The sequence below is a fragment of the Caulobacter sp. UNC358MFTsu5.1 genome (genome assembly GCF_000712075.1).
In the GTDB taxonomy this organism is placed as follows: Bacteria; Pseudomonadota; Alphaproteobacteria; order Caulobacterales; family Caulobacteraceae; genus Caulobacter.
Map to the genome: position 1 here is coordinate 265,252 of NZ_JONW01000010.1, position 14,286 is coordinate 279,537.

A 14,286-nucleotide genomic window follows, 5' to 3' on the forward strand; every position below is an offset into this window, starting at 1 on the left:
CTCTAGCCGGCCTCCTGCGATTTCCCGATCCGCGACGCCGCGCCCCGCTTGCCATCCGGGGCGCAGGGCCTAAGTCAGCGGCATGCCGCTGGACGCCATCCTCGCCGACATCGCCGCCTGCCGCGCCTGCGCGCCGTACCTGCCGCACACGCCCCGACCGGTGGTGCGGGTGGGGGAGGGCACGCGCCTGCTGATCTGCGGCCAGGCGCCGGGGCGGCTGGTGCACGAGACCGGCCTGCCGTTCAACGATCCGTCGGGAAAGCGCCTGCGCGATTGGATGGGCGTCGATCGCGAGACCTTCTACGGCCGCGAGGAGATCGGGGTGGCGGCCATGGCTTTCTGCTTCCCGGGCAGCAATCCCAAGGGCGGCGACTATCCGCCGCCGGCCCGCTGCGCCGCCCTGTGGCGCAAGCCGCTGCTGGCGGCCCTGCCGAACGTCGAGCTGACCCTGCTGGTCGGGAGCCATGCCCAAGCCTGGGCGTTGGACTCCAGGATGAAGGGAAGCATGACCGACACCGTCGCCGCCTGGCGCGACTACATCGACCAAGGGGTCCTGCCGCTGCCGCACCCGTCCTGGCGCAACACCGCCTGGCTCAAGCGCAACCCGTGGTTCGACGCCGAGGTCGCGCCCTATCTTCGCCGCCGAGTGGCGGGCATCCTGGCGTCATGAACCGTCGGATTCTCCTCCTCGGGGCCGCCTGCACGGCCGGCCTGGCCGCCTGCACCCCGGTGACCCAGCGTCCGGGACCGGGGCAGCTGGGCTATCGCGGTCCGCGCCTGGACGACGACGGCCTGTTCAGCTTCGACGGCAAGAAACTGGGCCTGACGAAGTGGCTGCCGCCCGAAGGGACGCCCATCACCCAGGTGATCGTCGCCCTGCACGGCATGAACGACTATTCCAACGCCTTCCACCTGGCGGGGCCGTTCTGGGCCCGGCAGGGGATCGCCACCTACGCCCTCGACATCCGGGGCTTCGGCCGCTCGCCCGACCGGGGGGTCTGGGCGCCGCCGGAGCTGGTGGTCGAGGACATCCGCACCGCCGTCGCCCTGGTCCGCGAGGCCCATCCCGAGGCCAAGGTGGCCCTGGCCGGCGAGAGCATGGGCGGGGCCCTGGCCATCGTCGCCATGGCGTCCGAGCGGCCGCCGGCCGTCGACCGCCTCCTGCTGTTCGCCCCGGCCGTCTGGGGCTGGTCGAACCAGCCTCTGCCCTACAAGACCAGCCTTTGGATCACCGCCCACACCACGCGCAGCTGGGTGGTCAAGCCGCCCGAGTGGCTGGTCAGGAACGTCCAGCCGACCGACAACATCGAGGAGCTGCGGCGCATGGGCCGCGATCCGTTGATGATCTGGGGCGCGCGGTCCGACACGCTCTACGGCCTGGTCGGGCTGATGGAGAAGGCCTGGGCCTCGCTGGGCAAGGTCCAGGTGCCGGTGGCCTATTTCTACGGGGCCAACGACCACATCATCCCCAAGGAGCCGACCATGGAGGCGGCCCGGCGGCTCAAGCCCGACGACCGCTCGGCCTTCTACGCCGACGGCTGGCACCTGCTGCTGGTCGACAAGCAGGCCCAGGTGGTGTGGACCGACGCGGCGGCGTTCCTGAAGGACCCGCTGGCCGACCTGCCGTCCGGCGCCCCGCCGATCCCGGGCGCGCCGACCGCGCCGAACGTGGTGCGCAGTCAGCTTTCCAAGCAATAAAGCTCCGCTCATCCCGGCGAATGCCGGGACCCAGATCCTAAAGCCGGGTGGCGGATTGGAAGGGCTCGGCGCTCTTGGCGTCAGCCACACCGCCATTCCATCTGGGTCCCGGCGTTCGCCGGGATGAGCGGATGTTGGAGGATGTGGCGATAAGCCATGTGGCCAAGGGCTTGTTCACACCACCTGGCCAGCGTACACCCGCGCGCAAACTTTCTGACCTAGGGCAGGACTCACGGCATGACTTTGTTCGATTCCCCGGATTTCGAGGGACACGAAGGCGTACACGCGTTCTTTGACGAAAAAACCGGCCTGAAGTCGATCATCGCCCTCCATTCCACCGCGCGCGGCCCGGCCGCCGGTGGTTGCCGCATGTGGGACTATTCCAGCGCCGACGCCGCCGTGACCGACGCCCTGCGGCTGTCGAAAGGCATGTCGTACAAGAACGCCATGGCCGACCTCGAGTTCGGCGGCGGCAAGGCCGTGATCATCGGCGACGCCCGCAGCCAGAAGACGCCGGAGCTGTTCGAGGCCTTCGGCCGCGCCGTCGACAGCCTGGCCGGCAAGTACTGGACCGCCGAGGACGTCGGCGTCTCGCCCGCCGACCTGGTCGCCACCCGCCGCACCACCCAATACGTCGCCGGTCTGGAAGGCCATGCGGCCGCTTCGGGCGACCCGTCGCCGGTCACCGCCGAAGGCGTGTTCCGGGGCGTGCGCCTGTGCGTCCAGCGGGCCCTGAACCGCGACCTGAACGGCGTCACCGTCGCCATCCAGGGCGTCGGCCATGTCGGCGCCTATCTGGCCGAGAAGCTGCACGCCGCCGGCGCCCGGCTGATCATCGCCGACGTCAACCAGAAGGCCCTGGACGAGGTGGCGGCCAAGACCGGCGCCAGGATCGTCTCGACCGACGCCATCTTCGACGTCGACGCCGACGTCTTCGCCCCGTGCGCCCTGGGCGGCGCGATCTCGGCCACCACCCTGCCGCGCCTGAAGGTCAAGGTGATCGCCGGCGGGGCCAACAACCAGCTGGCCGACAAGACGATCGGCCAGGCGGTCTATGACCGCGGCATCCTCTACGCCCCCGACTACGTGATCAACGGCGGCGGCATCATCAACGTGGCCGGCGAGATCCGCGCCCTGGAGGCTGGGACGGCCTTCGATCCCGCGTGGGTGGCCGCCAAGCTGGACCGCCTGGCCCAGACCCTGGGCGAGGTGCTGGACCACTCGCTGGTCGACAAGCGCCCGGCCAACCTGGTCGCCGACGAGATCGCTCGCGCGCGCATCGCGGCGGCGAAATAAGAAACCCTCTCCCAGAGGGAGAGGGCAGGGCCCGCGCTCGAAGAGCGTGGGAGGGTGAGGGGTTACACCCTCACCGATTTCTCACGAGCGCCCTGCCGGCACGCCGTCAGCCGTTCCTAACCCCTCACCCTCCCACCGCTAGGCGGCGGGTCCCTCCCTCTCCCTCTGGGAGAGGGCGTCTACGCGCACCCTTCCCGAAATCTCCGCCCCCGCGTCGCGGTCCAGCCGCAGGTAGACCGGCAGGGCCGCCAGGGTCACCAGGCCGATGGCCACGAACGGCCAGGTGAAGCGGTCCGGCGTCAGGTGGGCGCCGTGGCCGCGCGCCAGGTGCAGCATCAGGCCGCCGAAGCTGACCCCCAGGGCCAGGCCGACCTGCTGGGTCACAGCCGCCAGGGTCGAGGCGGCGGCCACCCGGGGCTGGGGCACGTCGGCGTAGGCGATGGTGTTGGCGGCGATGAACTGGTTGGACCGCGCGAAGCCGGCCAGGAACAGGGTGGCGGTCATCACGACCATGGGCGTGGCCGGCGTGAAGAAGCCCGGCATGGCCGTCAGGATCGCCGTGGCCACCACGAACACCGCCAGCGAGGTGCGGAAGCCGAAGCGCTTCAGCCCCGCCGCCGCGAAGGGCCGGGCGATCAGGGTGCCGACCCCGGTGCCCAGGGTCACGGCGCTGGCCTTCAGCGGGCTCCAGCCCAGGGCCACCTGCAGCAGCAGCGGCAGCAGGAAGGGGCTGGCCCCGATGCCCAGCCGCACGAACGACCCGCCCAGCAGGCTGGCGCGATAGGTGCGGTACTTGAGCAGGCCCAGGTCCAGGATCGGCCGGGGCGTGATCTTGGACTTGCGCAGATAGAGCCAGCCGGACGCCAGGGCGATCGACAGCACGGTCGCCTGGCCCCACGGCGGCAGCAGCGACAGGCCCGCCGTCTCGGCCACCACGACCAGGCCGCTGATCGCCACGGCCGACAGCAGGAAGCCCAGGGTGTCGAACCGGCCCATCTCCTGGGGCTGGCTCTTGGGGACGAAGCGCATCACCGCCGTCATGCCCAGCAGGCCGATCGGCAGGTTCAGGTAGAAGATCCACGGCCAGTCGGCGACGGCCAGGACCAGGCCGGCCAGGGGCGGGCCGATCAGCGGACCGATCAGGGCGGGCATGGTGAACCAGCCCATGGCCCGGATCAGCTTGTCCTTGGGCGTGGAGCCCACGACGATCAGCCGCGCCACCGGCGTCATCATCGCCCCGCCGATCCCCTGCAGGATGCGCGAGGCCACCAGCGCCTCCAGGTTCCGCGACAGGCCGCACAGGGCCGAGCCGGCCAGGAACACGACCATGGCCGTCATGAACACCCGCCGGGCGCCGAACCGTTCCGCCGCCCAGCCGCTGGCCGGGGTGAACACCGCCAGGGCCAGGATGTAGGAGGTCAGGGCCAGCTTCAGGTGGATGGGATCGACGCTGAAGGCCCGGGCCAGGGTGGGCAGGGCGGTCGACAGGGCGGTGGAGTCGATGAACTCCATCAGCAGGGCGCTGGCCACGGCCAGCGAGATCAGCCGGGTTCCGAGAACCGAGTTGTCCGGGGAAGGGGAAAGCGGATCGGTCGACACGACGGGCGGCTTACGCCTGCCGGGGCGCGATCTCAAGTCGCCCGATCCAAAGTGGGATGGCCGACCGATCCGACATTTCGCGCGTTATCTTCCGTGCACACGCCGGGAGCCCGCGATGACCCAGGAAACCCATCTGTCGGAACTGGAGGAGGAGATGGCCCAGGCCGTCGCCGCCGAGGACTTCGAAACGGCCGCCCTGCTGCGCGGCCAGATCGACCAGATTCGCCGCGACCAGCGGGTCCTGGAACAGCCCGGCGCGAACGGCCCCCAGGCCGCCTATTTCAAGAACCGCGAGACGGGCAAGGCCGGCTTCCGCCTGCAATAGGCCTACTGCCCGGAGAGGGCGTCGCGCAGTTCCCGGTCCAGTTGCTCCAGCGTGAACGGCTTGGTCAGCAGGCGGGTGCCCGCGTCCAGCGTGCCGTTGTGGACGATGGCGTTGCGGGTGTAGCCGGTCATGTAGACCACCTTCAGGTCCGGCCGCAGGGCCAGGGTGGCCTCCACCAGCTGGCGGCCGTTGGAGCCGGGCATGACCACGTCGGTCAGCAGCAGGTTGATCTCCGGACGCTGGGCCAGGCGCTCCAGCGCCACCGCCGCACCGTCGGCCTCGATGACCTTGTAGCCCAGCTCGCGGGCGGCGCTGACGGTGAAGCTGCGCACGCCCGGATCGTCCTCGGCGACCAGCACGGTGAAGGCCTCGCCGCGGGCCACGACCGGGGCGGGGACCACCGGCTCGTCAAGCGGCAGGCCCTGGGTGTCGCGCGGCAGGTACAGCTTGACCGTCGTGCCCACGCCTAGCTCGCTGTAGAGCTTGATGTGGCCGCGCGACTGCTTGAGGAAGCCGTGCACCTGGGACAGGCCCAGGCCGGTGCCTTCGCCCAGGCGCTTGGTGGTGAAGAACGGGTCGAAGGCGCGCTCCATCACCTCAGGCGTCATGCCGCCGCCGGTGTCGGTGATCGCCACCAGCACGAACTGGCCGGCCTCGACTTCGTCGTGGGCGTCGGCATAGGCCTTGTCGAGGAAGGCGTTCGAGGTCTCGATCGTCAGGCGGCCGCCGCCGAGGTTGGCCTCGCTCATGGCGTCGCGGGCGTTGACCGCCAGGTTCAGGATGGCGCTTTCCAGCTGCGGCGGATCGACGAAGGCGCGCCACAGGCCGCCGGCCAGCACGGTCTCGACGGCGATGTGCTCGCCCAGGGCCCGGCGCAGCAGTTCCGACATGTCGGCCACGCACTTGTTGACGTCGGTGGGCTTGGGATCCAGCGGCTGCTGGCGCGAGAAGGCCAGCAGGCCCTTGGTCAGGGCGGCCGCGCGGTTGGCGCCCGACAGGGCGTTCTCGGCCAGGCTCAGCAGCTTCTCCTGCCCCGACAACCGGCGGATCAGCATGTCCAGATTGCCGACGATGATCGCCAGCATGTTGTTGAAGTCGTGGGCGACGCCGCCGGTCAGCTGACCCAGCGCCTCCATCTTCTGGGCCTGGCGCAGCTGGGCCTCGGCTCGTTCGCGCTGGGCGATCTCGGTCTTGAGGGCTAGGTTGTGGCCGCTCAGTTCGCGGGCGTGGTCGCGGGTCTCGCGGGTGACCGCATAGGCCAGCACCGCGGCGGCGACCAGGGCCAGGACGATCACCCCGATCAGCAGCGACCGCTGGTCGGCGACGGCCGCCTGGCGCTGGACCAGCAGGTTCGCCTCGTAGGTCTCGAAGTCCTGGCTGAGCGCGCGGACGCGGTCCATCTGGGCCTTGCCCAGATTGGTCTTGAGACGGGCGATGGCGGCGTCGGCGCGGCCGTCGCGGGCCATGGCCACGGTGAGGTCTAGCTCGGCCATCTTGGTGTCGATGGCCTGGATCAGGTCGGCGACGCGCCGGCGCTGCGCCGGATTGTCGGCCACCAGGGCGCGCAGTTGGGCCTTCAGGGCCGGAAGCCGGTCGTGGGTCTGGTTGTAGGGCTGCAGGTAGGCGGGATCGTGGGTCAGCAGGTAGCCGCGCTGGGCGGTCTCGGCGTCCTGCAAGGCGCTGAAGGTCACCGTCTGGACCCGGCGCACCTCCACGGAGTGCGACGCCCAGCGCTCGGCCGCCGCCCCGCTGATGGCGACGACCATGGCCGCGACCGCGGCGCAGACCAGCAGCAGGAAGCCCACGACGAGGCTCAGACGCACGCCCCGTCCGTGGGGCTGGGCGTCGCTCGACAGATCACGCGCCAAACTCGACTACTCCCCGATGGGTGTCCCGTCCCCTTCGAACCCAGGTTTGATACGTGGAATCGAGGAGGGCGACAAACGGGGCGATGCGCCGTGGCCGCCGAAACGGCGGCGCCCAGCGCCATGGGGGCGCCTCGCTGGCGCCGCTTTCAGAATTCCTCCGTCCGCGTTCCATCTTGACGCTTGCGCCAATTTCGAACGGCCGTAAGACTTCCCCGCAGGTAAAGGGGATACCGTAGTGAGTCCGAAGAGCGACGGCGCGACCGTCACCACCGCGCCTGAAACCGACGTCGAGGGCGTCGACAACGAAGCCGTCACCAAGAACCTGGTGTTCGTCGCCGCCGAACGTCTGTTCGCGCTGCACGGCTTCCAGAACGTCTCGGTGCGCGACATCACCGCCGCGGCGGGCGTCAACCTGGCCTCGGTGAACTATCACTTCGGCTCCAAGGACGCCCTGCTGTACGAAATCTTCCGCCGGCGCACGGTGGAGCTGAACCGCGAGCGGGCCAAGAAGCTGCACGAGGCGATCGATCGCCACGCGGGCAATCCGCCCGTGCGCGAGATCCTGGCCGCCCTGCTGACCCCGCCGCTGAAGTGGCTGGCCCCCGACCACGAGCGCCGCATCTCGCTGCAGTTCCTGATCCGGGCCCGCAGCGAGGGCACCGACGAGATCCGCAAGGTGCTGCAGACCGACGTCACCCACCTGCGCCGCTTCTCCGACGCCCTGCTCAAGGCCCGTCCGGACCTGCCGGCCGAGGAGATCTACTGGCGGCTGCACTTCACCCTGGGCATGCTGCACAACAACCGCTTCGCCGAGTTCGACCGCCTGAACGTCCTGTCGGAAGGCACGACCAGCGAGGCCGACGTCGAGGCGCTGCTGGGGCGGATGCTGAACTTCGCCGAGGCGGGCTTCTCGGCCTAGCAACAGGTCCACGCCATCGAGATCGGCCGCGTTCCGCAAAGGGCGCGGCCTTTTTCTTGGGCGTTTGCCCGTGGTGGTCGCGCCACACCGCTGCCGTTTATCCGACAATTGAGGGGCCAGGCCGCGCTCGGTTTGACAGGGGAGGGCGCTACCCCTTATTGCATTTGCGACTCATTCTTGATCGCAAACGAGCCCCACCCATGATCTCCTCCCTGCGCGCCTTCCTGCTGGCCGGCGCCGCCGTCGCGACCGTATCGACGGCGACCGTCGCCCATGCCGAGGACGCGCCCGCCGCCGTCGACGCCAATGCGGCCGAGAACCAGGTGGACGGGGTGGTGGTGACCGGGGCGCGCGCCCGCACCTCGGCGGTGGCGGGCCTGGACTTGAGCCTGCGCGAGACGCCGCAGTCGGTGACCGTGATCGGCCGCCAGCAGATCGAGACCTTCGCCCTCAACGACGTCAACCGCCTGCTGGCCAACGTGGTGGGCGTGAACGTCGAGCGGGTCGAGACCGACCGCACCTATTACAACTCGCGCGGCTTCGACATCACCAACTTCCAGGTCGACGGCGTGGGCCTGCCGATGATCTGGGGCATCCAGTTCGGCGACCTGGACACCGCCATCTTCGACCGGGTCGAGGTGGTGCGCGGCGCCAACGGCATGCTGACCGGGACGGGCAATCCGTCGGCGACGGTCAACTACGTGCGCAAGCGGCCCACCCAGGATTTTCAGGCCCAGGCCTCGGCCTCGTACGGTTCGTGGAACGACATGCGGCTGGAGGCCGACGCCTCGGGTCCGCTCAACGCCTCGGGCACGGTCACCGGCCGCCTCGTCTACGCCAACGAGGATAAGGACAGCTACCTCGACTACAACAAGGTCAACCGGAACGTCTATTACGGCGTGCTGTCGTGGGACGTGACGCCGAAGCTCAACGCCACGGTCGGCTATTCGCGTCAGGACAACCTGTCCAGCGGCGTGCTCTGGGGCGCCCTGCCGCTGGAATATTCGGACGGCACGCGGATCGACTATCCGCGCTCGGCCAGCACCTCGGCGGACTGGACCTATTGGGACACCAAGGACGAGAACGCCTTCGCCGAGTTGACCTACCAGATCGGCGCGGGCTGGACCGCCAAGGGGACCTACAGCCATAAGACCTTCGAGGAGAACGCCAAGCTGCTCTACGCCTTCGGCAACCCCGATCCGGTCACCGGCCTGGGCGTGCAGGGCATGGCCGGCCGCTATCCCTCCACCTACAAGCAGGACCTCTGGCAAATCGAGGTCACCGGCCCCGTCGAGCTGTTCGGCCGCCAACACGACCTGGTGTTCGGCGCCAGCACCGCCAAGCAGCACGGCGTGGAGTGGGAGGACTTCTCCGACACCTATGTCGACTATCCCGCACTGCAGGACTGGGGCGGCCAGCAGCCGACCGAACCGACCTATCCCGGCGCCTATCTGGCCGCCGACACCCGGGACCGCCTGAACCGCTTCTATGGCGCGGCGCACCTGAACTTCAGCGATCGCCTGAAGGGCGTGGTCGGCTTCAACGCCATCGACCTGAAGTCGTCCGGCGATTCCTACGGAACCGACCAGGCGCGCTCGGCCTCGAAGGTCAGCCCCTATGCGGGCCTGGTCTTCGACCTCACGGCCAACGTCTCGCTGTACGGCAGCTACACCGACATCTTCAATCCGCAGTCGGAAGTCGACATCACCAACCACAAGCTCGATCCGGCCAAGGGGTCGAGCTACGAGGGCGGGCTCAAGAGCGAATGGTTCGGCGGCAAGCTCTACGCCGCCGCCGCGGTGTTCCGCTCCAAGCAGGCCGGGCTGGCCTCGTACGCCGGTACGTTCAACGACGGCGAGAACGACGACAACGAGGCGGACGGCCACGGCGACTACTACAGCGGCGTCGACACGACCGCGAAGGGCTACGAGCTGGAGATCGCCGGCGCGCTCACCGAACAATGGACGATCAGCGGCGGCTGGACCCAGCTGTCGATCAAGGACGACGCCGGCGCGGCGACCCGCACCTTCCTGCCGCGCAAGACCTTGAAGCTGGCCACCACCTACAGCTTCCCGGAGGTCCGCAACCTGACCCTGGGCGCCCAGCTGCGCTGGCAGGACGACGTCTCGATGGTCGACTACGTGGCGGCCAGCGACACCAGTGTGGAGATCGTCCAGAAGGCCTACACGGTCGTCGACCTGAGCGCCGCGGTCGACCTGACCGACAAGGTCCGCGCCTCGGTCAACGTCAACAACGTGTTCGACAAGACCTACCTGACCAGCCTGCTGTGGAACCAGTCGTTCTACGCCGCGCCGCGCGCGGCCTATGTGCGCCTGGCCTACAGGTTCTAGGGGCGGGCATGGACGCGCGAACCCAGGACCTGGCCTCCGCCGCGCCCGACGCCGGGGCCGCGCCCGCGCGGTCGGGCGCGATGCGGTTCGCGCCGCCGGGGCTGCGGCCGGCCCTGACGTTCCTCCATCGCTGGGTCGGGCTGTTCATCGCCGGGTTCCTGTTCGTCTCGGGCGTGACCGGCGCGGTCATCTCGTGGGACCACGAGCTGGACGACGTGCTCAATCCGCACCTGATGTTCGCCCAATCCAGCAAGGGAGGGGGCAAGGACGGCCCGCCCCTGGCGCCGCTGGACCTGGCGCGCCAGATCGAGGCCCGCGACCCGCGCGTGCAGGTGACCTACCTGCCCCTGGCGCCCGAGCCCGGCGGCACGCTGGCCTTCGGGGTCGAGCCCAAACGCGATCCCGCCACCGGCAAGCTGTTCGAGCCGCACTACAACCAGGTGTTCATCGACCCGGCGACCGGCGCCGAACAGGGGCGGCGCGAGTGGGGCGCGGTCTGGCCGATCACCAGCGAGACCTTCGTCTCGTTCCTCTACGTGCTGCACTACAGCCTGCACATTCCCGAGATGTGGGGGATCGACCGCTGGGGGATCTGGCTGCTGGGCGGGGTGGCGATCCTGTGGACGCTGGACTGCTTCGTCGGCTTCTACCTGACCCTGCCGCCGCGCCAGAAGAGCGCGGCCAGGCCAGGGCGCGGCTTCTGGGCGCGCTGGAAGCCGGCCTGGGTGATCAAGACCTCGGCCAGCGCCTACCGGATCAATTTCGACATCCACCGGGCCTTCGGCCTGTGGCTGTGGGGCGTGCTGTTCACCGTGGCCTTCACGGCCTTCTCGCTGAACCTCTACACCGAGGTGTTCTATCCGGTGATGTCGAAGGTCTCGAAGGTGACGCCCAGCCCCTTCGACCTGCGCACGCCGGCCGACCACCACTCGCCGATCGTCGCCACCCGCACCTACGCCCAGGTGCTGGCCGGCGCGCGGGCCGAGGCGACCAAGCGGGGCTGGGAAGCCCCGGCCGGCGGGGCCTTCTATTCGCCCGAATACGGCATCTACGGGGTGGCCTTCCACGAGCCGGGCGGCGACCACGGCGCGGCCGGGGTGGGACCGCCCTACCTCTATTACGACGGCAGGACCGGAGCCTTGCTGGGCGACTCCCAACCCTGGAAGGGGACGGCGGCCGACATCTTCGTCCAGGCCCAGTTCCCGCTGCACTCGGGCCGGATCCTGGGGATTCCCGGGCGCATCCTGATCTCGCTGACCGGCGTCGTGGTGGCGGCGCTCAGCGTGACCGGGGTGGTGATCTGGCTGAAGAAGCGCAAGGCGCGGGCAGGGCGTCGGGCGAAGCTGGCGAGGGGCGGCTAACGGCCGGGGACACGCACAAGTGCATGTCCCCCGGCTTAGCCCGCCAGCTTCCATGCCAGGCGCAGGTCCGCGACCAGCTCCGCATAGGCGCGGTCCTTCGCCTCCGGGTCCGGTATCCGCAGCATGAAGGACGGGTGCCAGCTGACGAGACCCTGGGCGTCGCCGTCCAGGACCTGGCGCTGGCCCCGTGTCTTGCCGATGGGCAGGGCCTTGCCGAACACCGCCTGCACCGCCGTCGCGCCCAGGGCCAGGATCACCTTGGGCCGCACCAGCCGCCGCTCGGCGTCCAGCCACCAGCGGCAGGCCTGGACCTCGCCCCGGTCCGGGGTCTTGTGCAGGCGGCGCTTGCCGCGCGGCTCGTGCTTGAAGTGCTTGACCGCGTTGGTGACGAACACCCGGCCGCGATCCACGCCGGCCTCGGCCATCGCGCGGTCCAGGAGCTGACCGGCCGGGCCGACGAAGGGCACGCCCCGCAGGTCCTCCTGGTCGCCGGGCTGCTCGCCGACAATCATGAGCGCCGCTTTGGCCGGACCTAGCCCCGGCACCCCCTGGGTGGCGTCGCGCCAGAGGTCGCAGCGGCGGCAGACCTGGATCCCGGCCGCCACCTCCTCGAGATTGACCAGGTTGCTCTCGCCGAACGACCCGTCACGGGCGTGCTTCAGCGCGGCCTTGAGGACGCGGTCCGACGGCTTGGTGGGCTGGGCGGCGACCATGGTTTCGGTCCGGCTCTGGGCTTTCTCGATCAACTCCGGAATGAGCGCCGCCTCGGGCAGGTTCCGCCAATAGCGCTTGGGCATCTCCTGTTTCATCATCGCCGGGTTTAGCCGGGCCGGATTGAAGATCGAGGCGTAGTAGGTGCGCCACATCTCCTCCTGGGCGTCCTGCGAGGGCGCGTCGGCGGGATCGGCGCCGGGCGACATCGTCAGGAGGCTTCCGTCCCAGTGGACGCAGGCGTCGGGCGTCAGGATCGACCAGTTCATGTTGGCGAACCGCCGCGCGAAGAACGGGGCGGCGGCTTCGGTGACGCGGTGGGCCGGCTCGAACCAGGCCACGTAAGTTTCCGGTGTCACGTCCTCCACCAGGCGGAAGCGGACGAAGGCGTGCATCTTGTGGATCGCCCGGCCCACGCCCTTGGCCATGTCGCGCGCCTTGGCGACGTCGGCGTCGGCGGGGTTGTCGAGCAGGCGGGGCTGGCGTTCGAGGCGGTGGAGGATGCGGTACAGCAGGGCGAGACGCTCGGGCGAGCGATGCAGGATCACGGTCTCGGCCAGGTCGACGAAGGCCTTGGGGACACTAAAACTCTTTCCCTCCCCCTCGTGGGGAGGGTGGCCCCGAAGGGGTCGGGTGGGGTTTGATGAGTCTTGCGACGGCGAGACCCCACCCACCAGCTTCGCTGATCCCCCCCCCCCACAAGGGGGAGGGAAGAGGTCCTCTCCGAACAGCTCCCGCTGCACCGTCCAGACCACCGCCTCCGGCGCCACGCCCTCCGCCCGCAGCGCCCGGGCGGCGAGGCGCCAGCCGTTGAAGTCGATCTCGGACTCCAGTCGCGCCACCCGCATCAGAACAGGCTCAGCTGCTGCGGCGCGACCAGCGAGGCGCGCAGGTCGTCGCTGTCGACGGCCGCGCCCGGCGTCCAGTCGGCGGTGACGATGAACGGCTTGGCGCGCTTGACCGAACCGCAGACGCGCTTGACGTCGTCCAGGGTCAGGCGGGTCTGGGTCCGGGCCTGCAGGATGCGGTCGACGCCCCGCGCGCCCAGTCCCGGCGTGCGCAGCAAGGTCTCGCGGTCGGCGGTGTTGACGTCGACGGGGAAATCGCCCCGATGGCGCAGGGCCCAGGCGGTCTTGGGATCGACGGCCAGGTCCAGGTCCTGGCCCGGCGCGACGATCTCGCCCTGGCCGAAGCCGTAGAACCGCATCAGCCAGTCGGCCTGGTAGAGGCGATGTTCGCGCACCAGGGGCGGGCGGCTCAAGGGCAGGCGGGCGCTGCCGTCGGGAATGGGGCTGAAGGCCGAGTAGTAGACCCGCTTGAGCTGGTAGGAGCCGTACAGCGCCGCGCTGCGGGCCAGGATGTCGCCGTCCTTGGCCGCGTCGGCGCCCACGATCAACTGGGTCGACTGGCCGGTGGCGAACTTGCGGCGGCCGGTCTTCCGCGCCGGCTCGGCGTGGTCCTCGATCCGCAGGCGCATCCGGCCCATGGCCCTCTTGATCCCTGCCGCGTCCTTCTCCGGCGCCAGCACCGCCAGGCTCTCGTCGGCCGGCAGTTCGACATTGATCGACACCCGGTCGGCGTAGAGCCCGGCCTCGGCGGCCAGTTCAGGCGAGGCCTCGGGGATCAGCTTCAGATGGATGTAGCCGCGGAAGTCGTGGTCCAGCCGCAGGCTCCGGGCCACCCGGACCATCTCCTCCATCGTGTAGTCGCCGGTGCGGATCACGCCCGACGACAGGAACAGGCCTTCGATATAGTTGCGCTTGTAGAAGTTCAGCGTCAGGTCGACGACCTCCCTCACGCTGAACCGGGCCCGCTGGACGTTGGACGACACGCGGTTCACGCAATAGGCGCAGTCGTAGATGCAGAAGTTGGTCAGCAGGATCTTCAGCAGGCTGATGCAACGGCCGTCCGGCGCGTAGGCATGGCAGATGCCCATGCCCTCGGTCGAGCCGACCCCCTTGCCGCCCAGGGAGTCGCGCTTCTCCGCGCCCGAGGAGGCGCACGAGGCGTCGTACTTGGCGGCGTCGGAGAGGATGGCGAGCTTGTGTTTCAGATCGAGGATGGCCATCCATCCAACCTATTGTTCTTATTTTGTTCCGTCCATGCCGATCACCCGCCTGTGACGGAACGAAGCAGGGCCGGCGGGGTTATGCAGAGC

General features: G+C 69.6%; 11 protein-coding genes. 7 read left to right on the forward strand and 4 right to left on the reverse strand.

Annotated elements, in window-relative coordinates; all coding sequences use genetic code 11:
- Positions 1-82 precede the first annotated feature (82 nt).
- The 3 genes from BR39_RS0120665 (at position 83) to BR39_RS0120675 (ending at position 2,994) form a co-directional block, all read left to right on the forward strand.
- Positions 83-670, forward strand: a complete 588-nt coding sequence (locus tag BR39_RS0120665; RefSeq protein ID WP_029915725.1) for a uracil-DNA glycosylase family protein — start codon at positions 83-85, stop codon at positions 668-670.
- Positions 667-1,698 (forward strand): alpha/beta hydrolase, encoded by a 1,032-nt coding sequence (locus BR39_RS0120670; RefSeq protein WP_029915726.1) that lies wholly within the window; start codon positions 667-669, stop codon positions 1,696-1,698. Before BR39_RS0120665 ends, BR39_RS0120670 begins: the two co-directional genes overlap by 4 nt.
- Positions 1,699-1,935: 237 nt before the next feature.
- A complete protein-coding gene (locus BR39_RS0120675; RefSeq protein WP_029915728.1) occupies positions 1,936-2,994 on the forward strand; it encodes a Glu/Leu/Phe/Val dehydrogenase in 1,059 nt (352 codons plus the stop codon).
- 138 nt (positions 2,995-3,132) lie between these two features.
- On the opposite strand, the gene BR39_RS0120680 is transcribed toward BR39_RS0120675, so the two are convergent.
- The gene (locus BR39_RS0120680; protein WP_029915730.1) at positions 3,133-4,593 is read right to left on the reverse strand and encodes an MFS transporter; all 1,461 of its coding nucleotides are present in this window, start codon (positions 4,591-4,593) and stop codon (positions 3,133-3,135) included.
- Positions 4,594-4,708: 115 nt separating this feature from the next.
- Between BR39_RS0120680 and BR39_RS0120685 the strand changes: the two genes are divergently transcribed.
- Positions 4,709-4,918, forward strand: coding sequence for a UvrB/UvrC motif-containing protein (locus BR39_RS0120685; RefSeq protein ID WP_029915732.1), 210 nt, complete (start codon positions 4,709-4,711; stop codon positions 4,916-4,918).
- A 2-nt stretch (positions 4,919-4,920) separates the two neighbouring features.
- Here BR39_RS0120685 and BR39_RS0120690 read toward each other — a convergent pair whose 3' ends face one another.
- Complete coding sequence (locus BR39_RS0120690) at positions 4,921-6,741, reverse strand: CHASE3 domain-containing protein (protein ID WP_029915735.1); 1,821 nt, start codon at positions 6,739-6,741, stop codon at positions 4,921-4,923.
- 280 nt (positions 6,742-7,021) lie between these two features.
- Here BR39_RS0120690 and BR39_RS0120695 point away from each other — a divergent pair, with 280 nt between their 5' ends.
- From BR39_RS0120695 to BR39_RS0120705, 3 genes are all read left to right on the forward strand, one after another.
- Positions 7,022-7,705, forward strand: coding sequence for a TetR/AcrR family transcriptional regulator (locus BR39_RS0120695; protein WP_029915737.1), 684 nt, complete (start codon positions 7,022-7,024; stop codon positions 7,703-7,705).
- Between the two features lie 200 nt (positions 7,706-7,905).
- A complete protein-coding gene (locus BR39_RS0120700; RefSeq protein ID WP_029915738.1) occupies positions 7,906-10,056 on the forward strand; it encodes a TonB-dependent siderophore receptor in 2,151 nt (716 codons plus the stop codon).
- Between the two features lie 8 nt (positions 10,057-10,064).
- Positions 10,065-11,417: a PepSY domain-containing protein gene (locus BR39_RS0120705; RefSeq protein WP_081916936.1), complete on the forward strand. Its 1,353-nt coding sequence runs from the start codon at positions 10,065-10,067 to the stop codon at positions 11,415-11,417.
- 35 nt (positions 11,418-11,452) lie between these two features.
- Here BR39_RS0120705 and BR39_RS0120710 read toward each other — a convergent pair whose 3' ends face one another.
- Entirely contained in the window at positions 11,453-12,976 is a 1,524-nt protein-coding gene (locus BR39_RS0120710; protein WP_029915742.1) for a UdgX family uracil-DNA binding protein, read from the reverse strand.
- A complete protein-coding gene (locus tag BR39_RS0120715) occupies positions 12,976-14,196 on the reverse strand; it encodes a putative DNA modification/repair radical SAM protein (protein WP_029915744.1) in 1,221 nt (406 codons plus the stop codon). The genes BR39_RS0120710 and BR39_RS0120715 overlap by 1 nt, the downstream gene beginning before the upstream one ends.
- Positions 14,197-14,286 lie beyond the last annotated feature (90 nt).